The organism is Vibrio metschnikovii CIP 69.14, assembly GCF_000176155.1.
Taxonomy (GTDB): Bacteria; Pseudomonadota; Gammaproteobacteria; order Enterobacterales; family Vibrionaceae; genus Vibrio; species Vibrio metschnikovii.
In genome coordinates, this window is record NZ_ACZO01000004.1 from 77,463 (window position 1) to 97,136 (window position 19,674).

Below are 19,674 nucleotides of genomic sequence, written 5' to 3' on the forward strand. Positions count from 1 at the left end.
AGGGTACTACAGTTTGTAGGCTGTAGCTATAGTGTTAACTCTCACCGATAAAGGCAAATAGTTAACCTTTGTAACCAGTGGCAACAACATAAACCTCTCGAGAGCGTGCTCTTGAAGAATCTGGTTTACGAATTTTGACCGCCTTGAACATACTACGTACCTCTTGGACATAATGATCAAAACCTTCGCCCTGGAACACTTTGACCACAAAACTACCATTAGGGATAAGAACTTGTCGACACATATCTAATGCTAATTCCACCAGATACATCGCTCTTGGTTGATCCACTGAATTATTTCCGGCCATATTAGGGGCCATATCAGACATCACCACATCAACCATATCTGGTTGAATACGTTCGATTAATGCAGCCAGAACGCTCTCTTCTCGGAAGTCACCTTGTAAAAAAGAGACACCGGCAATCGAATCCATCGGCAAAATGTCACAAGCAATGACCTGTCCTGTATCACCAACAATACTAGCCGCATATTGTGACCAACCACCGGGCGCAGCCCCTAAATCAACGACGGTCATACCAGTACGCAGTAACTTATCCTTACTTTGGATCTCTTTTAGCTTAAAAATCGCACGTGAACGATAACCTTTCTTTTTTGCTTCATGAACATAGATGTCATCAAAATGCTCTTTCAACCAACGAGAAGAACTCGCGGAATGTTTCTGTTTACTCATTCGATACCTAACTAAGGTGCTTCTATTCGAGAAAGTCTTGTAGAAAATATAGTCTTCCTGAGTAGATGGCGCTAAAATGGTGGTTTTCAACCCTAATATTAATAAATTTGGTCGCGTAATGAATCTAAGCAACAAACAAAAGCAGCACCTGAAAGGATTGGCTCACCACTTAAACCCAGTAGTATTGATGGGTGCCAATGGCCTCACCGAAGCTGTTTTGGCAGAAATCGAAATTGCGCTTAACTATCATGAACTCATTAAAGTCAAGGTAGTATCAGAAGACCGTGAAACGAAACTATTGATTGTTGATGCGATCGTTCGTGAAACGGGTGCAGAAAAAGTCCAAGTCATTGGTAAAACCTTGGTCCTTTACCGCCCATCTGAGCAGCGTAAAATCGAATTACCCCGCAAATAAATTGCTCCGTTCGATAAGTATGCGAGCATCGCTACTTAAGCTTATAAAAAGGTCGCCTTGGGCGACCTTTTTATTGTTGTTTCTGTTAAACACTCGGTACACACTACGAAATACCTCTCGACGGTTAATCTCAATAGTGTCTCAGCTCGATTTACAGATAATCAACCTTGTCTATTTCAAAGACTTTATCACCGCCTGGGGTCGAGATGGTGACTTCGTCACCTTCCATTTTACCAATTAACCCACGAGCAATCGGTGAACTGACTGAAATGCGTCCTGCTTTGATTTCCGCTTCATCATCACCCACGATTTGATAACGCTTCTCTTCATCAGTATCGACATCAATCAAGCTCACTGTCGAACCAAAAATCACTTTTCCTGTGTTTTCTATCTTTGCGATATCAATCACTTGAGCTACCGATAATTTATATTCGATATCGCGAATCTGAGCTTCGCAGATCCCTTGCTCTTCTCGAGCGGCATGATATTCGGCATTCTCTTTTAAATCACCTAATTCACGAGCTTCAGCAATCGCTTGAGTGATTTTTGGACGCAGCTTAAGTAGTCGCTCAAGTTCATCACGCAGCAATTTTTCACCGCGTACGGTCATTGGAACTTTTTCCATCTTATTACCTCTATGCCAAAACTATCTTTGGACAATACAAAACTACCCAACCCGATAAGGGGGTCAGGTAGTCGTCTTTGAATGCATACTTATCAGTGTAAACAAACATGACGATGAAATCATCCAAATTCAATCATTGCGATCAAAAATTGAGATTAGGCACAATGAGGTAAATTTAATGTGATCCATCCCACACACCAACCTAGTTAAAAAACATTCAAAATGACTAAAAAAATCTAAATAACCCACTTAGAAACAACGGTCAGACCAGCGACCAAAAACCTATAAAGTGAATTAAAATCAAAGGTTTGATATTTTTTACATCGCAATAAAACACTGTTCATTACTGGAATTTATATCATTTTACTAACGGATAACGGAACTTTGCAGTTACAAAGGTAGACACGAATAGGTCGAATGTTTCACCTGTGGGTTCACTTCTTTGAAGTCACACGAGTAGAAACATTGGTTGTTCGTTGCACATATCAATGATTTGAACCATCGCTTTCAAACGCTGTTATGTCGCCGATAACAATTTATGGACAGTAAATTAGGACTTAATAAAATGAACAAAACTCTGATTGCTCTAGCAGTTTCAGCTGCCGCAATGACCGCTGGCGTTAATGCTGGTGAAATTTACAACCAAGATGGAACTTCGCTTGCGCTAGGTGGCCGTGCTGAAGCTCGTCTATCTCTAAAAGATGGTAAAGCAGAAGATGCTTCACGTGTACGTATCAATGTACTGGGCAAAACTCAAATCAATGACAGCCTGTATGGTCTTGGTTTCTACGAAGGTGAATTCACTACAGCTGATAAAGGCGGTGAAGTAGATAAAGGAAGTAATGACCTAACTAACCGTTACGCTTTTGCTGGTATCGGCGGTGATTTTGGTCTAGTGACTTACGGTAAAAATGACGGCGCACTAGGTGTGATCACTGACTTTACCGATATCATGGCTTACCACGGTAATAAAGCGGCTTACAAACTGACCGTTGCTGACCGTGCTGACAACATGCTGACTTACGCGGGTCAATTTGATGATCTTGCAGTAAAAGCCAGCTACCGTTTTGCTGACCGTGTAGAAGGGGTAAATTTTGGTGACAATAACCAAGATGGTTACTCACTCTCTGCAATTTATGCATTTGCTGACACTGGCTTTGCTGTTGGTGCTGGTTACGCCGATCAAGACAAAGCTGATCAGTGGATGCTAGCGGCCTCTTACGCGATCAACGATTTGTACTTTGCCGGTACTTACGTTGATGGTCAAGACAAGAGTGGCGTTAACAAAAAAGACAAAACTGGTTATGAGTTAGCCGCTAAATACACGATGCAACAAACTGTATTTACGACTTCTTACAACTACTTAGAGTCTAAAACTTCAGGTCAAAAAACTGACGAAGCTGATAGCATTGCTATCGATGCAACTTACTTCTTCAAGCCTAACTTCCGTTCTTACATCTCATACAACTTTAACCTGCTAGATTCAGATAAAGTAGGTAAAGTGAACGCTGAAGATGAGCTAGCTCTAGGTCTACGTTACGACTTCTAAGTCGCCCTAATTACGCATAATGATGCTTAATTAACACTCCAAACGCCTGCGCACTAGCAGGCGTTTTATTCTCTGGCTATACTTGCCTTCCTGTTTGATTGATTGTCGATTGTTTATGCATTGTCTATGGCGCCGTCTTTCCTCTATTTTCATGTTGTCTTACCTGTTTATCGTGCTCCCCGTTTGGGCAGACTTTGAGCAAGCAAAAGCACAACTGCCAACAGGTACTCGCAGCGGTTTAATCAGCCAATTACTCAATGAACAGCAAACCGTTAACCAATACACCGATGGGTATTTCCCACCTGCCAGCACCTTAAAAATCATTACGGCTTTGGCGAGCCAACTCGAACTCGGTGAGCAATTTCGTTTTACCACCGAGTTACGTGCTGATAACAATCAGCTGGCCTTGATTTTTTCTGGCGATCCAACTTTAACTACCGCCAACTTACGTCAATTATTCAGTCAATATCGCTCTAAACACGGTCGCAAGATTAGCGGAGATATCTGGCTCGACATCAGTCAATTCAGTGGTTATCAACGAGCGGTAGGTTGGCCTTGGGATAGTCTTGGCGTGTGTTATAGCGCTCCGGTCAGCGCGGTTAATCTTGATGGCAACTGTATTCAAGCGTCGATTTATACCCAAGATAACGGTTCTACTCGAGTTTATGTTCCCCCTCATTACCCGGTTCATGTCAGTAGTGAGGCTAAAACGGTCTCTCAAGCTCTGCAGCAAAGCTTACATTGTGATTTAGAGTTAATCGCCACGCCTAACAATCATTATCAATTGTCAGGCTGTTTAGCGGAACGTGAGCAACCACTACCGCTTCGCTTTGCCGTACAAAATCCTGAACTCTACGCTCAACGCGTCATTCATCAACTGCTACGACAACTTGGCATCCATTTAGAAGGCGATATAAAAATCGGTCAGCCTCCAGAAATACAGACTATGGCGAGTATTGCGATACATCGCTCGGCAGCACTGCCTGAACTGCTCAAAATCATGCTCCAAGACTCGAATAACTTGATTGCTGACTCTCTCACCAAAACCTTAGGCCAGCACTTTTTTTTGCAGCCCGGAAGCTTTGCTAATGGCACTGAAGCCATGAAACAAATTATCTTTGCCAACACCGGAATTGATTTGCAAGATGCTCAGTTAGTCGATGGCTCAGGGTTATCACGTAATAACCGCTTACGCTTAGAGTCGATGCGTCAAATCCTTGCCTATTTGGCTGCTCACGATCAGCAATTATCGTTATTGAGTTTGCTGCCAACGGCCGGAGAGAGTGGAACTTTACTCTATCGTCGTAGTATGCGTCATAGTAGCGTACGAGGTCAGCTTATCGCCAAAAGTGGCTCGTTATACGGCACACATAACATGGCGGGTTTTGTTGTCAATGAGCAAGGTAAACCACTAAGCCTATTTATTCAGTACGTGACGGATTATTTCCCATCCACTGCCAATGCTCACTTACCGATAGAACCACCCATTACCCAATTTGAGCTACGTTTCTATCAAGATGTGATTAACATGGCTCACGGCCAATAAACAAAAAGCGCCTAACGGCGCTTTTTGTTTATTGGTTTTTATTTCTTGGGGATAAGCTTGTCGCTTTACCACATCACGGTTTAACTACCCTCGGTAGCTCATCACAAATCATGACTCAATGGTTACTCGCGCGAACTTACGTTTACCAACTTGATAGACATAAGTTCCGACCGCTGGAATGCACTTCGCATCATCGAGCTTTTCACCGTCTTGCTTAGCCGCGCCTTGTTTGACCATACGCATCGCATCCGAAGTTGAGCCCACCAGCCCAGCCTCTTTGAGTAAGTTAGCAATCGCGATTCCTTGAGCAAAGGTAAACTCTGGCATTTCATCAGGTAGAGCACCTTTTTGAAAACGATTAATGAATTCTTGTTCTGCCGCATCAGCGTCCGCTTGTGAATGGAAACGAGCGATGATCTCTTTAGCCAGTAGAATTTTAACGTCTCTTGGGTTAGCACCGTTTGCCACATCGGCTTTAAATTGCTCGACTTCCGCTAAAGGACGGAAAGACAACAATTCATAATAACTCCACATCAAATCGTCAGAGATTGACATGATCTTACCAAACATTTCGCTTGGCGCTTCGCTTACCCCAATATAGTTGTGCGCGGACTTAGACATTTTCTTTTCGCCATCTAAGCCAACCAGTAGTGGCATCATCAATACTACTTGAGGCTTCTGACCATGTGATTTTTGCAGCTCTCGTCCCATCAGCAAATTGAACTTCTGATCCGTGCCCCCTAATTCAACATCGGTTTCCATCGCAACGGAATCATAACCTTGCAGTAAAGGGTACATAAACTCATGAATCGCAATCGGTTGACCGCCTGTGTAGCGCTTTTTAAAATCATCCCGTTCCAACATTCGCGCTACAGTTTGGTTAGCGGCAAGTCGGATCATCCCTTCAGCACCGAGCTCAGACAGCCATTCAGAGTTAAACTGAATTTTCGTTTTTGCCGGATCAAGGATCTTAAACACTTGCTGCTTATAAGTCTCCGCGTTACGTAGAACATCTTCGCGCGTCAACGGCGGACGAGTGGTATTTTTACCGGTTGGGTCACCGACCATTCCCGTAAAGTCACCAATCAAGAAAGTAACATCATGGCCTAAATCTTGGAAAGTGCGCAGCTTGTTTAAGATCACCGTATGACCTAAATGGATATCTGGTGCCGTTGGATCTGCCCCAAGCTTAATCCGCAAAGGACGACCTTCTTTCAGTTTTGCGATTAATTCCTCTTCTGGAATTAACTCTTCAACACCACGCTTAATCTCAGCTAACGCCGCTTCAATACTCGCCATTCTTGTTCACTCCCACAGATTTGGCAAAAATTTAATAGTTTGACATCTTACTTGAATAGCGATGCCTTTTGAAACCAGTTAGACTAACCAAATAACGATTTTATTCACGAATGATTGAACGAACACGAGTATGCTAGCGATTTTTGCTCGTCTTCCCTGGGTGCATCAGGCATGTATTGCCTTTTTTAGTGCGGTGATTGTTATCGCGTTATTTTTCCTCCCGGATCAGGAAGCATTAAGAAACCACCCAGAGCGACTCCAAATTGGTCGCCACTATCCTTTGACCATTGACCGGGAAGCATTAGCTCCAGGCAGTACGGTATTGCCTTCCGCTCTACTACGCTGGGAAACGCATAACGTTAATTCGGGAGAAAGTGCGGCACTTCTTTTTCAACGTCTTGGCCTGTCGGCTCGTTTACTCCATGAACTGACGTCCAGTGATCCACAAATCAACCAACAATTGAGTCGTTTACGCCCCGGTGATGAGTTGCAATTTGGGTTTGATGAAAATAACCAATTCATTCAACTTAAACGGCGCATTACGCCTTATGAAACCTTTGATATCACGCGCACCGATTCTGGTTTTTCAGCTCGGTTTGATAAAAAAGAGGTCTTCTACCAATACAATTATGCTCAAGCTGAAATTACCTCAAACTTTTGGAATGCAGCGAGAGGCGCAGGTTTAACGGCTAACCAGATTATGGAATTAGCGGGCATTTTTGGTTGGGATATTGACTTTGCGTTAGATATTCGCTCAGGAGATCATTTTCGCTTACTGTTTGAAGAGAAAATTGTCGAAGGTGAAGTGGTGGGGCGAGGACGAATTATCGCCACTCAATTTACTAACCAAGGCACAACCTTTACTGCCATTTTGGACGAACATACTGGGCAATATTATGATGAAACCGGCCGAGCAATGAAAAAAGCGTTTCTACGTGCACCTCTTGATTTTCGACGCGTATCATCAAACTTCAACCCTCGCCGCCTTCATCCAGTCACCGGCCAACTAAGGGCGCATCGAGGTACAGACTACGTTGCTCCAGTGGGCACACCCATTTGGGCCGCTGGTGACGGCGTAGTTGAACGCTCTAGCTATAACCAATTTAATGGTAATTATGTCTTTATTCGCCACAGTAATACCTATTTAACCAAATACCTCCACCTAACTCGACGCACGGTGAAGACCGGAGAGCGGGTTCGCCAAGGTCAAGTGATTGGTACATTAGGAGGAACCGGACGGGTCACTGGCCCTCATTTACACTACGAGTTTCTGGTTAATGGCGTTCATAAAGATCCACGCACAGTCGATCTTCCTCAATCAAAATCCTTAACCGGACAAGCAAAAGCGACATTTTTAGCTAATGCTAAAATTCGCCTTGATACTTTATCGCGTTATGGGCAGCTACTCTACGCAACCCCTTAACCCTACAAAAAAGCCCTTGTTAGACTAAGGGCTTTTTGATAACTCTATATTTACAACACGCTTGGACGTTAAACACTAAATGACGCACCACAACCACAGGTCGTTGTCGCATTAGGGTTATTAATAAAAAAGCGCGAGCCGTCTAACCCATCGGTATAATCCACCACACCGCCAATCAAATACTGTAAACTCATTGGGTCAACCACTAAAGTAACGCCACTATTTTCGATGGTGGTGTCCCCTTCGTTAACACTTTCGTCAAACGTAAAACCATATTGGAAACCGCTGCAGCCGCCACCAGTAATATAAACACGCAGTTTCAACTGTGGATTTTCTTCTTCTTCAATTAATGTGCGTACTCGCGTTGCAGCGGCATCAGAAAAAGTTAAGGGTACATTGACTTCGCTCACGACGACCTCTCTCATTGGTGTCAATACTCATTGCTTGTTGATGAGCATGTTTATTTTTTCTAATCTGATGATTATCTAATACCTGACTGTTTCGTTCAAGTATTAGCCGAATAATCTCACCGATCCCGTCATTCCTCTTCCACCAAATCGTAGGCATTCAGGGAAAAAACGATAAGCATCTATCGCCGAGCAAGAGTAACGATTTTTATCGGCAATGCCACCATTTTGCACTGAGTAGACCGATAAATGTTATAAATTGAGGGAAAAGATTTCGTCTCATCACTGAGCAGCGTACAATGTTCCACGCAATGAATCTTAGGGTAGATTAATCTTTCAACGTGAACGTTTATTCGATATAGCGATAAAAAAACAAAGCGTTGCCGCTGGACGATAAGCCGTTTTATTCCCATGAATATAGCGAGATTGAGCAACATAAATACCGCCAAGGCAGCCATAGTTTGCCGTGGGAAAAGTATAAACTGGCTTATATCGCAACGCGAGGATTACGCTTTATCATCGCTTTTAGGGTAAACATATCCTCAGCGACAAAGGTCTACATGCCCTAACCAATATTAAGAGGAATTCTCAATGACCAAATCAGAAGATCTGTATCAAAAAGCGCAAATCAAAATCCCTGGCGGCGTTAATTCTCCGGTGCGCGCTTTTAGTGGTGTTGGTGGCTCGCCAATTTTTATCGACCGTGCTGATGGCGCACTGATTTTTGATGCAGATGGTAAAGCCTACATTGATTATGTTGGCTCATGGGGCCCAATGATCCTTGGTCATAATCATACCGTGATCCGCGATGCCGTGATCCATGCCGCTCAGCGAGGTCTCAGCTTTGGCGCGCCGACGGAAATGGAAATCACTATGGCAGAATTGGTCTCTGAACTGGTCCCTTCCATGGAACAGTTGCGCATGGTCAGTTCTGGCACAGAAGCAACCATGAGTGCCATTCGTTTAGCTCGCGGTTATACTGGACGGGATAAAATCCTAAAGTTCGAAGGCTGTTATCACGGCCATGCCGATAGCCTATTAGTCAAAGCTGGTTCAGGAGCCTTAACCCTCGGCCAACCGAGCTCACCAGGTGTTCCAGCTGATTTCGCCAAACACACACTCACTGCCCGTTTTAATGATTTACAATCCGTACGTGAGCTGTTCGCGGCGCATCCTGGTGAGATCGCCTGTATTATCGTTGAGCCAGTCGCGGGGAATATGAACTGCATTCCTCCAGTAGCTGGCTTCCATGAAGGTTTACGTGAAATCTGTGATCAAGAAGGCGCGTTATTGATCTTTGATGAAGTCATGACTGGCTTTCGCGTTGCCCTTGGAGGAGCACAAGCTCACTACAATATCCACCCCGACTTAACCACTTTAGGTAAAGTGATTGGCGGAGGAATGCCTGTGGGAGCTTTTGGTGGTCGTAAAGAAATTATGCAGTATATTGCTCCAACAGGCCCCGTCTATCAAGCAGGTACGCTTTCAGGCAATCCGATTGCCATGGCAGCGGGTTACGCTTGTCTGTCGCTATTAAGACAAGAAGGTAATGAGAAAAATTTAGCCGCTAAAACCAAACAACTGGCCGATGGCTTTAAACAGCTCGCGGATAAGCACGCTGTCCCATTGGTCGTTAATCAGGTCGGTGGCATGTTCGGCTTCTTCTTTACCGACCAACCCAGCGTAACCTGCTACGAAGAGGTAGCAAAATGCGATATTGAGCGGTTTAAGCGTTTCTTCCATTTAATGTTAGGTTATGGGGTGTATCTAGCACCTTCAGCATTTGAAGCTTGCTTTACCTCTTTAGCGCACGGTAGCCGAGAAATAGAAGCTACTTTAGAAGCCGCTGACCGCAGCTTCGCTCAGTTAGCTCAAGAAGGGTAATTAACATATATCGGATTTAACTTATTGAACTGAGGGGTATTGATTTTTCGCCATGCCATTGATTGCGAATATTCAACACCCCTACTATGTAGGCAGAAAGCCCACAACGTCTATTGCCGTTAGTGCCAAAAAAACATCACTAATATGGCAAGTGAAGCAAGCAAAATCATCGTCCAAGGTATACGTTGAACCCATGAGGTTTTCGTCGCGCAGCAAGATTTCTTTTCACAACAACCCATTTTTATCTCTCCCATTGCCCAAATACGCAATCCAAGCCATTATAGACAGTGTCACAACGAAATCGAAACTAACTCTATGTCATTTATCTGTTTGTGACGATGGTGTTAGTAAATAGACAATGGTTCTAATGATTCTGTCCATCGCTCACTGATATCCGACATCCTGACATAGAAAATCAACCAGTAGAAAGGGGCCACTAGCGTGTCCGATAAAACTAGACTTACCGTCAACCATTGGGTTTTGATTGGCGCATTATGCATCGCCATATTCAGCTGTTATCAACTGATTCAACCTTATAGTAATGCGATCATGATGGCATTTATTCTATCGCTATTGATTTTCCCGATTCATCAACGCTTAGAATATCGTCTAGCTCAGAAAAAAAAATCTTACTGCCCTACTCTCGTGTATTATTTTGACGTTTATTATTGTGATACCGTCGATATTGGTTTTTTCAGCCATCGTCCAACAAGGTGCTCGCTTTGCACAAACGCTCTATCACTGGGGGAATGAAGGTGGCATTCAAACGGCGCTTAGTCACCCTTTGATCATTAAAACACTTACGTTTACCAACCAATACCTCCCCTTTCATGAGGTAACACCGCAGCAAATCGCCCAAAAAACCGCTCAATTTGCAACCTCTTTTGGTAGCAGTCTGGTGGCCATTAGCGCCAAAATCGTCGGTGATGTCACGCATTTAGTCATGAACTTTTTCTTAATGTTGTTTGTGCTGTTTTTCCTGCTCCGCGATCACGATAAGATCATTAATGTACTGCGACACATTTTGCCGTTATCTCGTAGCCAAGAAGATAAATTACTGCATGAAATCCAGCAGGTATCGAAATCCGCTATCATGGGGTCATTTCTTACTGCCATAGCGCAAGGCGTAGCGGGCGGATTGGCAATGTGGCTCGTTGGCTTACCCGGACTGTTTTGGGGTACCATGATGGGCTTCGCCTCTTTTATTCCTTTAATCGGTACAGCATTGATTTGGATCCCAGCAACGCTGTACTTATTGGTTATCGGTGACACCGCTTGGGCATTGTTCTTATTAATCTGGAGTATTGCCATTGTTGGTTCGATTGATAACTTATTGCGTCCCCTGCTGATGCAAGGCAGCGCAGGCATGAATACCTTAATGATCTTCTTCTCACTATTGGGAGGGATCCAGCTCTTTGGTTTGATAGGACTTATCTACGGACCACTGATTTTTGCGATTACTATTGTCCTGTTTAACCTCTATGAAGAAGAATTTGCGAGCTTTTTAAATCAAAAAGACCGTCACTAAAGCGCTTCAAGCCAAGCGCTGATTATGCGAAAATTGCGCCCTTTGCCGTTCACCACGAGTTTGTTATGTCACATTACACAGCCCCAAGTCAGATCACGCAGCGTCAATTCGCTTATTTCGCAGGCAAAAAAGTCTTGGTTGCCGGGGAGGTGGAAGATAGCTTTCCCATCGAGTTAAGCAAACACTGCGACGCAGTGACCGTTTTTACTACCCACTATGGCTATTATCGTCAATTACAGACCTCTTCTGCCGTGAAAAGTTATTTTGGCGCAGAGTTGACTGCCGACATTACGGCTGACTTGTTGCTGATTTATTGGCCAAAAGCAAAACTGGAAGCGCAATTTTTACTCGCCATGTTGTTGGCTAAACTGCCTGCACCGTGTGAAGTCATCGTCGTGGGAGAAAACCGCTCAGGAATAAAAGCCGTCGAAAAACTGTTTGCCCCTTATGGCACGATAAAAAAATACGATTCTGCTCGTCGTTGCTCATTCTATTGGGGACAATGTACACAACCTGTTGTTGCTTTTGATTTAGAAGATTGGTTTAAATCTTATACCGTTCATTACCAGCAACACACACTGACTATCCGCAGCCTACCCGGGGTATTTAGCCACGGTGAATTCGATTTAGGCAGTCAACTTCTGCTCGATAGCTTGCCCTCCCTGCAAGGCAAAGTACTTGATTTTGGTTGCGGTGCTGGCGTTTTGGGCTGTGTAATGAGTATACTTAATCCAGAGATTCAACTCGAAATGTGTGATATCAGCGCCCTCGCAATTTACTCTAGCCAAGCGACATTAGCGGCGAATGGCCTAACGGGACGAGTCTTTGCTTCCGATGTTTATTCAGATACTGGCCAAGATTATCAATCGATTGTTACTAACCCGCCCTTTCATTCAGGGCTAGACACCAGCTATCGAGCAACGGAAACCTTATTACAGCAAGCCCCCAATCATTTGACCGCGTCTGGTCAACTGTTTGTCGTTGCTAATAATTTCCTCAAATACCCACCATTAATAGAACAAGCATTCGGTAATTGTGTGACACTAAATAAGACGGGTAAATTCTCAATTTATCACGCCCAAAAATAAGCTTACTGTCCGTAAATTGCCGTTTTTAACGACAATTTACGGAAGTAACATCAAAAAATTGCGCCCACCGACACGGTTTACTGTCAACTTACTTGTCAAAGTAAAAAAACACGTTAATTTCGTTATTTCATACACGTCACTTTATTCAATTTTCTCACTAAGGCTTTGTTGACTGTGAGCACCATTACAAATAACCCTTTGTTTAAATTTAAGTTTCATCGACAACATAAATTTAAACGTCTACAAAACACTCTGATGTTAGCGTTTCTGGCGGTCAGCCTCACTCCGCTAACGGTAACAGCCTTGTTCTTTCTTCATTCACACAGTAAAGACTTACAAGAACAAAGTACCTCACATCTCATTTCTGTACGAGATACCAAGCAGCAACAAATTATCGATTATCTCAGCGCCAAAGAGTCTGAAGTGATGGGATTTGTTCGTTCAGAACTTGCCTATGCCAGCGGTGGACGTTTTTACGGTTTGGTCAATGCCTTTCAACGATTAGGGGAAAATATTGAGCAAGCGCGTCTGCACGCTCAACAACGCTATATCCCCGGTTCTGGCGATCAAATCAGAACCTCTATTTTACCTAAATCAAGTAGTTACGCAGGTAGTGAACGTTATCGTCTACTGCACAAACGTTACCATGCAAGTTATCTAGAGCTACTGAAACGGTCTGACTTTGACGATATTCTGATCGTCGATCTACAGGGTAATGTGGTCTATTCAATTTTCAAGCATGCGTATTATGGCACGAATCTACTCAGCGATAATCCGCAGAACTCACCTCTAGGACGAACCTTCCAGCAACTGGAACAGCAAGTGACTGAGCAACGTAAGGTCAATGAAGACTATACCCCTGTCATTGTGTCTGATTTTGCTGAATACAATGGACGCCAATATGCTTGGATGGGCGCACCCATTATTCAACAAGGCTATCTTCACAGTTATGCCATGTTCCGTCTGCCGAATAATGGCATCACCAAATTAATTGCCGATCATAATCAAGACTCAGCCAAAAGGACGTTATTGGTTGGCCAAGATCACCGTTCTCGTACGCTGGCTTATCAACAAGCCGATGTGGATACCAGCAGTGACGTGATTCAGTTGGCACTCAATGGCTCGCGCTCGGTCACAACCTATGAGAATACGCTCGGTGAAAAACAGATTGCCGCTTATGCGCCGATTCATTTGCAAAATCTCAATTGGGCTTTAGTTGTCGAACTCCCTGAAAAAGAAGCCTTTGCCCGAGTAAGACAACTGGAAAAATTATTTATTTTCGCGATGTTAACGGCGATCATCTTAGTGGTCATCGCTTCTCACTATCTCTCTAACTTTATTACTCTCCCTTTACTCAAACTCACTTGGGCAGCAGAACGCGTCTCCGCCGGTGATTTGGATCAACCGATCATTCATACTCAACGGCGCGATGAAATTGGCCGTTTGGCAGTTAGTTTTGAAAGAATGCAACGCTCGATCCGTGAAAAAATCCAACTGATCAAATCACAAAATATTGAGTTAGAAGATAATATCCAGCTGATTCGTAAACAAAATGATGAACTGCAATTAGCCAACAAACTTAAAGATGAGTTTTTAGCGACCACATCACATGAGCTACGTACTCCATTACACGGCATGATAGGCATTGCCGAAGCTTTGACTTCCGGTGCTAATGGGCCAATCAGTGCAGCCCACCGCTATCAACTCGACATTATTATCAGTAGCGGTCAACGTCTTGCCAATCTTGTTGATGATTTACTCGATTATCACAAGATGCGTTATGGTCATCTCGATATCGAAACTCAAGCCGTTAATCTCTCCAATGCGACCAGAATGGTGCTTGAGCTGTCTCATCATCTGCTCGGTAAAAAAACACTACGGATTATTAACCAAATTGCCGATCAGCCATTATGGGTATCGGCTGATGCTCAGCGACTTGAACAGGTACTGTATAACCTGATTGGTAATGCGATTAAATATACCTCTGAAGGAAAAATTGTTATTTCAGCCACCCCAATGGAGCATCAAGTTAGAATCCAAGTGGTCGATACTGGACAAGGCATTCCTGCTGAGCAATTGGAGCATATTTTTGAACCGCTAATTCAAGCCGGGTACGATAGCAGCCGTTATCGTCAAGGTGCGGGTTTAGGATTGACGATTAGCCGCCAATTAATTGAATTAATGCAAGGCTCCTTGTACGTCAGTAGCCAGCCGATGGTCGGTACCACCTTTAGTTTTACGCTGCCACTCGCGACTTCACAACAAATTGCTCAAGCGCAGCGCAGTCAAATTGCTCATTTTCAAGCACCAGAATTATCCTCGATTGACGATCTCGAACAGCTGCAACAACCAGAAAACCCACAAGGTCCTCTACTGCTGATTGCCGATGATGAGCCGGTTAACCTGCGTGTATTAGACAGTTTTTTACGTCTAGAAGGCTATCGTGTCCGAACAGCACTCGATGGCCATGAGGTTATTGAAGCGATTGCCAAAGAGAAACCTGAACTTTTACTGCTCGATGTGATGATGCCCGGCATGAGTGGTTATCAGGTCTGTGAGCAATTAAGAGAGCAGTACGATCATGCGCAACTACCAATTATAATGCTAACCGCATTAACCCAAAGTGATGATCGGATCAGAGGCTTTGCCGCTGGCGCCAATGACTATTTATCAAAACCTTTTAATAAACAAGAACTCGCCGCTCGAATTAAAGCTCACTTAAGCGCCAGTAAAGCAGAGCAACGTCGTATTGAAAATGCTCAACTTCAAAAAGAGCTCAAACAACGAGCGATGGTCGAAGCCAGTTTACTTGAAACTCAAGGCCGACTATTAGAGCAACTGGATTCAGCGCCAGAAGCGATTTTGTGTTTACGAGAAGACAATAAAATCCGCTTTGCCAATGAGGCGGCCTGTAAGCTATTTAAACGCAGCCAAGATCAACTCAAACGCTCTAACGCCGAAGAGTTGATTGCCCCTAAATATTTACTGGTTGAGCAAGAGCATTATTGCGGGAACATCGATATTTATATCGATGATGTCAGACAACATCTCTCCGCTGATGTGCTTCGCTTACCGGAAGGAAGCAGTTTTAAAACAATGTACATTTTTAATGTCGGTGGAAATCTTAACGCCAATCGTATCCACCAACTAGAAACCGCCGTCGACGCGTTATCAAGCTATGCTTTTGCTGGTGATAAAGACAAACTTCAGCAGTTAAAAGAGCTAGGAGGTGAATTTACTCGCATCGCAGAAAAAGTGGCCGGAGAAACCCCATCAAAACAGGCGTTAATGCGCGCCGTGTTGGTTGATGCGATGACGAGCGCTCTCGACTACTGGGAAAAAGTCACAGGACAAAGTAAGTTTACGTTTGCTGAACAAAGCGGATTATGGCGCGTCTATTTAGACCGTAGTACTTTGCAAACTCGAACATTGGATAAGTACTTACGTATTGAAACGCTACCCAAAACGCCTCGCTGGCGCACGGTGCTGAACTCACTTGACTACATATTGGAACACTGTCAGGAGCAAGGCCCAGAGCGAACCTACATCGAAGTACAACGAGATAAATTACAGCAATTGTTAACGAGCGATTAAGCGCCGCTGTACTGGCTAACCTTTCCTGCATAACAATCACGACCCTTTATCAAACAAGCCTATTTAAATAGGCTTGTTTGAATGCTCAACCACTCATTTGTATCTACAGTATGATGACCGCCATCCCCCAACTGATGGCCACCAACTCAATCATCATCAAGCTAACGTTCGTTGATTTTCTTATCAAAACAACCCTCTGATTTATCTCTCTATACCTATAATTTTGCCGTTAAATCGGCAACCAATTCAGCATTGCACCTTGTTTAACTGGCTAATAAGTCAAGTTTGCGAAGATAATCACAACAATTTGCCAGATTTAATTTATGAAGTGAAATTTCTATTTTTAACACCAGTGAGCAAGGTCTCAGTAAACCAATAAAAAAGATTACCCATTATAAATAAAGGGATAAAAAGATAGTGACCACTCACAAATGGGCAGCGTGATTGACTCATTTGCGAAGTGCATCACTGTTTACTATTTCAACACTTATGAGGCAATTAGATTCATTTTAACAAAACTAACGTCAAGCAAGAGTATTTTGACGTTTTTAACGGGAATTAGAATTGATAATTTTCCTTGTAAGGTGTTTCCTTACCTCTGTCAACGACCTACAGGCCACTCATGCCATTGAGCTTTGACTTAATGAACATCATGAGGTGGGTCATTGCCGAGTGTTAATCCAATGATGACATTCAAACCCTATTCATATCCGTATGTGAAATGAAAGCAAATAGTAAGGAACAGCTATGCTTGCCAATATAAAAAAAACTGCCCTAGCCGCTGCCGTAATTACTGCAGCTGCAACCGTGTCAACTCCAGCGTTTGCACGCAGTGAGTTGACCATCGTACCCGATTTTTACCCAACCATGGTGCGTAACTTTAACCCTTATCTTGCCACGAACTTAAGAACGACCACTGACTTCATTTATGAACCATTAGTCATTTTTAATGAAATGCACGGTAATACTCCCGTTATGCGTTTAGCCGAAAATTTCTCCATGTCCGACGATTTAATGAGTGTCACTTTCGATATTCGTAAAGGCGTCAAATGGTCAGATGGTAAAGGCTTTAGCGCGAACGACGTCATCTTCTCATTCAATCTAGTGAAAGAAAAACCTGAACTAGATCAACGCGGTATCAATAAGTGGGTCACCAGCGTTGAGAAAATTAATGACTACAAAGTGCGTTTTCGTTTAAGTGAAGCTAACTCCAACGTTCCTTATGAAATTGCTCAGGTACCGATTGTTGCTCAACATATCTGGAAAGATGTTAAAGAACCAACGACATTCACTAACCAAAATCCGGTTGGCACAGGCCCATTTACCGAAATTGATACCTTTACTCCACAACTTTACATCCAGTGCCGCAACCCGAATTACTGGGACGCAGCAAGCCTAAAAGTCGATTGTTTACGCGTGCCACAAATTGCCAATAACGACCAATTATTGGGACAAATTATTAACTCTGAGCTTGACTGGACATCGTCATTTGTTCCCGATATCGATCGTACTTACGCGGCGGCCAATCCAAATCACCACTACTGGTATCCAGCGGCAGGAACACAAGCGTTTATGATTAACTTCAAAAACGCCGATCCTGCGAAAAAAGAAGCACTGACTAACGTTGATTTCCGTCGCGCCTTCTCAATGGCACTGGATCGTCAAACCATCATTGATATCGCCTTCTATGGCGGTGGTACGGTCAACGATTTCGCTTCTGGTCTCGGCTACGCGTTTGAAGCATGGTCAGATAAAGCGGTACACGATAAGTATAAAGGCTTCAATACCTACAATGTCGAAGGTGCCAAAGCGCTACTCGCCAAAGCTGGCTTTAAAGATATTAACGGTAATGGTTTTGTCGAAACACCATCAGGTAAAACCTTTGAGTTGTTAATTCAATCGCCTAATGGCTGGACTGATTTTAATAACACCGTTCAGCTAGCCGTTGAACAGTTACAAGAAGTGGGCATTAGAGCTCGAGCACGTACGCCTGAGTTTGCAGTTTATAACCAAGCCATGCTCGAAGGTAACTACGATGTCGCTTATACCAACTACTTCCATGGTGCCGATCCTTATACTTATTGGAATAGTGGTTATAACTCAGCGCTACAGTCTGGTGATGGAATGCCGCGTTTCGCCATGCATTTCTTCAAAAATGAAGAGCTTGACCGTCTTCTAAACAGCTTCTACAAAACCGCAGACCGTAATGAACAGCTAGCCATTGCTCACAAGATCCAAAAGATCATCGCTGAAAATCAAGTCACCGCTCCTGTTTTGTCTGGGGCTTGGATGTACCAATATAACACCACGCGCTTTACTGGCTGGTGGAACGAAGAAAATCCAAAAGGCCGTCCAAGTATTTGGGCTGGTATCCCAGAGCGTTTACTGCATGTACTGGATTTAAAACCCGTTAAGTAAACGTTGATTGCTGCGGCGCATTCGTTGCGCCGCTTTTAAAAATCCCCTCTCTTATTAATGATAAGTATGGCGCGTGTCGTCAGGGGATTTCTCGCTCTCAACTTTCTGTGAGCGACCTGAATGATATAACCAAACGGCTTGGAGTTGCAGCTAGCCAACATTACCGCAACTTCAAATAGCACGGGGTTATCAGGATGACTGGGTGAGTAAGGGGTAAGTTATGGGATATTTTTTAAGACGTTTGTCATTTTATTTTGCGGCGTTGCTGGTTGCAGCAACCCTCAATTTTATTATACCGCGAGCCATGCCCGGAGATCCGGTGACCATGATGTTCGCACACGCAACCGCACAAGTGACACCAGAACGAATTGAAGCCATGAGACAACTGCTTGGCTTTGTTGATGGGCCGATTTGGGTTCAATATTTTACTTATATGAAAAGCATCCTCAGTTGGGAACTTGGGACATCGATCAAATTCTATCCATTAAGTGTTAATGAGCTTTTAGCGGGTGCTTTTGGTTGGTCACTATTCCTTGCAGGCACAGCGGTGATTATTTCATTTTCGATTGGCTCTATTCTCGGCATCTTTGCTGCTTGGAAACGAGGCAGTTACTACGACTCTTTTGTGACCCCTGGGATGCTGGTAATTCAAGCGGTTCCCCAAGTGGTTATTGCCATGCTCGCCATGTACACCTTTGCTATCGGCTTAAGATGGTTCCCAACTGGTTACGCTTACACACCAGGTACTATTCCAGACTGGACAAGCTGGGCCTTTATTAAAAACGTAGGATTTCACGCTGTACTGCCTTTGCTTTGCGCCTCAATCGTGCAAATAGGTGGCTTCTTAGTCAACATGCGCAACAACATGATTAACTTATTGGCTGAAGATTACATCACGATGGCGAAAGGCAAAGGACTCAGTGAAAACCGAGTGGTTTTTAACTACGCCGCTCGTAATGCTCTATTACCCAGCGTCACCGCTCTTTCAATGTCACTCGGCATGGCGATAGGTGGTCAATTAATTATTGAAATTATCTTTAACTACCCCGGCCTTGGTACGGTTTTGTTCAACGCGATCACCGCGCGAGATTACCAAGTTTTGCAAGGCCAATTGATCATCATGACGCTCTTTATGCTGTTCTTTAACTTACTCGCCGACATGCTTTATGTTGTGCTCGACCCGCGTTTACGCCGGGGAGGTAAATAA

13 protein-coding genes and 1 pseudogene are annotated in these 19,674 nt (G+C 43.8%); 10 read left to right on the forward strand and 4 right to left on the reverse strand.

Annotation, left to right across the window (positions count from 1 at the left end):
• Nucleotides 1-61 precede the first annotated feature (61 nt).
• Complete coding sequence (rlmE, locus tag VIB_RS01510; protein WP_004394171.1) at nt 62-691, reverse strand: 23S rRNA (uridine(2552)-2'-O)-methyltransferase RlmE; 630 nt, start codon at nt 689-691, stop codon at nt 62-64.
• A 118-nt stretch (nt 692-809) separates the two neighbouring features.
• Between rlmE and yhbY the strand changes: the two genes are divergently transcribed.
• The gene (gene yhbY, locus VIB_RS01515; RefSeq protein ID WP_040903858.1) at nt 810-1,106 is read left to right on the forward strand and encodes a ribosome assembly RNA-binding protein YhbY; all 297 of its coding nucleotides are present in this window, start codon (nt 810-812) and stop codon (nt 1,104-1,106) included.
• A 151-nt stretch (nt 1,107-1,257) separates the two neighbouring features.
• Here yhbY and greA read toward each other — a convergent pair whose 3' ends face one another.
• Nucleotides 1,258-1,731, reverse strand: coding sequence for a transcription elongation factor GreA (greA, locus tag VIB_RS01520; RefSeq protein ID WP_004394173.1), 474 nt, complete (start codon nt 1,729-1,731; stop codon nt 1,258-1,260).
• A 565-nt stretch (nt 1,732-2,296) separates the two neighbouring features.
• Between greA and VIB_RS01525 the strand changes: the two genes are divergently transcribed.
• The gene (locus tag VIB_RS01525; RefSeq protein ID WP_004394174.1) at nt 2,297-3,280 is read left to right on the forward strand and encodes a porin; all 984 of its coding nucleotides are present in this window, start codon (nt 2,297-2,299) and stop codon (nt 3,278-3,280) included.
• Nucleotides 3,281-3,395: 115 nt separating this feature from the next.
• Entirely contained in the window at nt 3,396-4,826 is a 1,431-nt protein-coding gene (gene dacB / locus VIB_RS01530) for a serine-type D-Ala-D-Ala carboxypeptidase (protein ID WP_004394175.1), read from the forward strand.
• Between the two features lie 108 nt (nt 4,827-4,934).
• Here dacB and tyrS read toward each other — a convergent pair whose 3' ends face one another.
• Nucleotides 4,935-6,125 carry a tyrosine--tRNA ligase gene (gene tyrS, locus VIB_RS01535; RefSeq protein WP_004394176.1) on the reverse strand — a complete coding sequence of 397 codons (1,191 nt, stop codon included), beginning with the start codon at nt 6,123-6,125 and terminating at the stop codon, nt 4,935-4,937.
• 130 nt (nt 6,126-6,255) lie between these two features.
• Here tyrS and VIB_RS01540 point away from each other — a divergent pair, with 130 nt between their 5' ends.
• Nucleotides 6,256-7,548 (forward strand): peptidoglycan DD-metalloendopeptidase family protein, encoded by a 1,293-nt coding sequence (locus VIB_RS01540; RefSeq protein ID WP_004394177.1) that lies wholly within the window; start codon nt 6,256-6,258, stop codon nt 7,546-7,548.
• Nucleotides 7,549-7,616: 68 nt separating this feature from the next.
• Here VIB_RS01540 and erpA read toward each other — a convergent pair whose 3' ends face one another.
• Nucleotides 7,617-7,958, reverse strand: coding sequence for an iron-sulfur cluster insertion protein ErpA (gene erpA / locus VIB_RS01545; RefSeq protein WP_004394178.1), 342 nt, complete (start codon nt 7,956-7,958; stop codon nt 7,617-7,619).
• Between the two features lie 588 nt (nt 7,959-8,546).
• Here erpA and hemL point away from each other — a divergent pair.
• From hemL to VIB_RS01575, 6 genes and pseudogenes are all read left to right on the forward strand, one after another.
• Entirely contained in the window at nt 8,547-9,839 is a 1,293-nt protein-coding gene (gene hemL / locus VIB_RS01550; protein ID WP_004394180.1) for a glutamate-1-semialdehyde 2,1-aminomutase, read from the forward strand.
• A 441-nt stretch (nt 9,840-10,280) separates the two neighbouring features.
• Nucleotides 10,281-11,367 (forward strand): annotated as a pseudogene (locus VIB_RS01555) (AI-2E family transporter).
• A gap of 65 nt (nt 11,368-11,432) precedes the next feature.
• Nucleotides 11,433-12,455 carry a 16S rRNA (guanine(1207)-N(2))-methyltransferase RsmC gene (gene rsmC, locus VIB_RS01560; RefSeq protein WP_004394185.1) on the forward strand — a complete coding sequence of 341 codons (1,023 nt, stop codon included), beginning with the start codon at nt 11,433-11,435 and terminating at the stop codon, nt 12,453-12,455.
• A 255-nt stretch (nt 12,456-12,710) separates the two neighbouring features.
• Complete coding sequence (locus tag VIB_RS01565; protein WP_050782702.1) at nt 12,711-16,049, forward strand: hybrid sensor histidine kinase/response regulator; 3,339 nt, start codon at nt 12,711-12,713, stop codon at nt 16,047-16,049.
• A 747-nt stretch (nt 16,050-16,796) separates the two neighbouring features.
• The gene (locus VIB_RS01570; protein WP_004394189.1) at nt 16,797-18,467 is read left to right on the forward strand and encodes an ABC transporter substrate-binding protein; all 1,671 of its coding nucleotides are present in this window, start codon (nt 16,797-16,799) and stop codon (nt 18,465-18,467) included.
• A 220-nt stretch (nt 18,468-18,687) separates the two neighbouring features.
• Complete coding sequence (locus tag VIB_RS01575; RefSeq protein WP_004394190.1) at nt 18,688-19,674, forward strand: ABC transporter permease; 987 nt, start codon at nt 18,688-18,690, stop codon at nt 19,672-19,674.

Bases quoted from the DNA above. Each gene is read 5' to 3' on its own strand.
- rlmE (WP_004394171.1), bottom strand. From the start codon at position 691: ATGAGTAAACAGAAACATTCCGCGAGTTCTTCTCGTTGGTTGAAAGAG.
- yhbY (WP_040903858.1), top strand. From the start codon at position 810: ATGAATCTAAGCAACAAACAAAAGCAGCACCTGAAAGGATTGGCTCAC.
- greA (WP_004394173.1), bottom strand. From the start codon at position 1,731: ATGGAAAAAGTTCCAATGACCGTACGCGGTGAAAAATTGCTGCGTGAT.
- VIB_RS01525 (WP_004394174.1), top strand. From the start codon at position 2,297: ATGAACAAAACTCTGATTGCTCTAGCAGTTTCAGCTGCCGCAATGACC.
- dacB (WP_004394175.1), top strand. From the start codon at position 3,396: ATGCATTGTCTATGGCGCCGTCTTTCCTCTATTTTCATGTTGTCTTAC.
- tyrS (WP_004394176.1), bottom strand. From the start codon at position 6,125: ATGGCGAGTATTGAAGCGGCGTTAGCTGAGATTAAGCGTGGTGTTGAA.
- VIB_RS01540 (WP_004394177.1), top strand. From the start codon at position 6,256: ATGCTAGCGATTTTTGCTCGTCTTCCCTGGGTGCATCAGGCATGTATT.
- hemL (WP_004394180.1), top strand. From the start codon at position 8,547: ATGACCAAATCAGAAGATCTGTATCAAAAAGCGCAAATCAAAATCCCT.
- rsmC (WP_004394185.1), top strand. From the start codon at position 11,433: ATGTCACATTACACAGCCCCAAGTCAGATCACGCAGCGTCAATTCGCT.
- VIB_RS01565 (WP_050782702.1), top strand. From the start codon at position 12,711: ATGTTAGCGTTTCTGGCGGTCAGCCTCACTCCGCTAACGGTAACAGCC.
- VIB_RS01570 (WP_004394189.1), top strand. From the start codon at position 16,797: ATGCTTGCCAATATAAAAAAAACTGCCCTAGCCGCTGCCGTAATTACT.
- VIB_RS01575 (WP_004394190.1), top strand. From the start codon at position 18,688: ATGGGATATTTTTTAAGACGTTTGTCATTTTATTTTGCGGCGTTGCTG.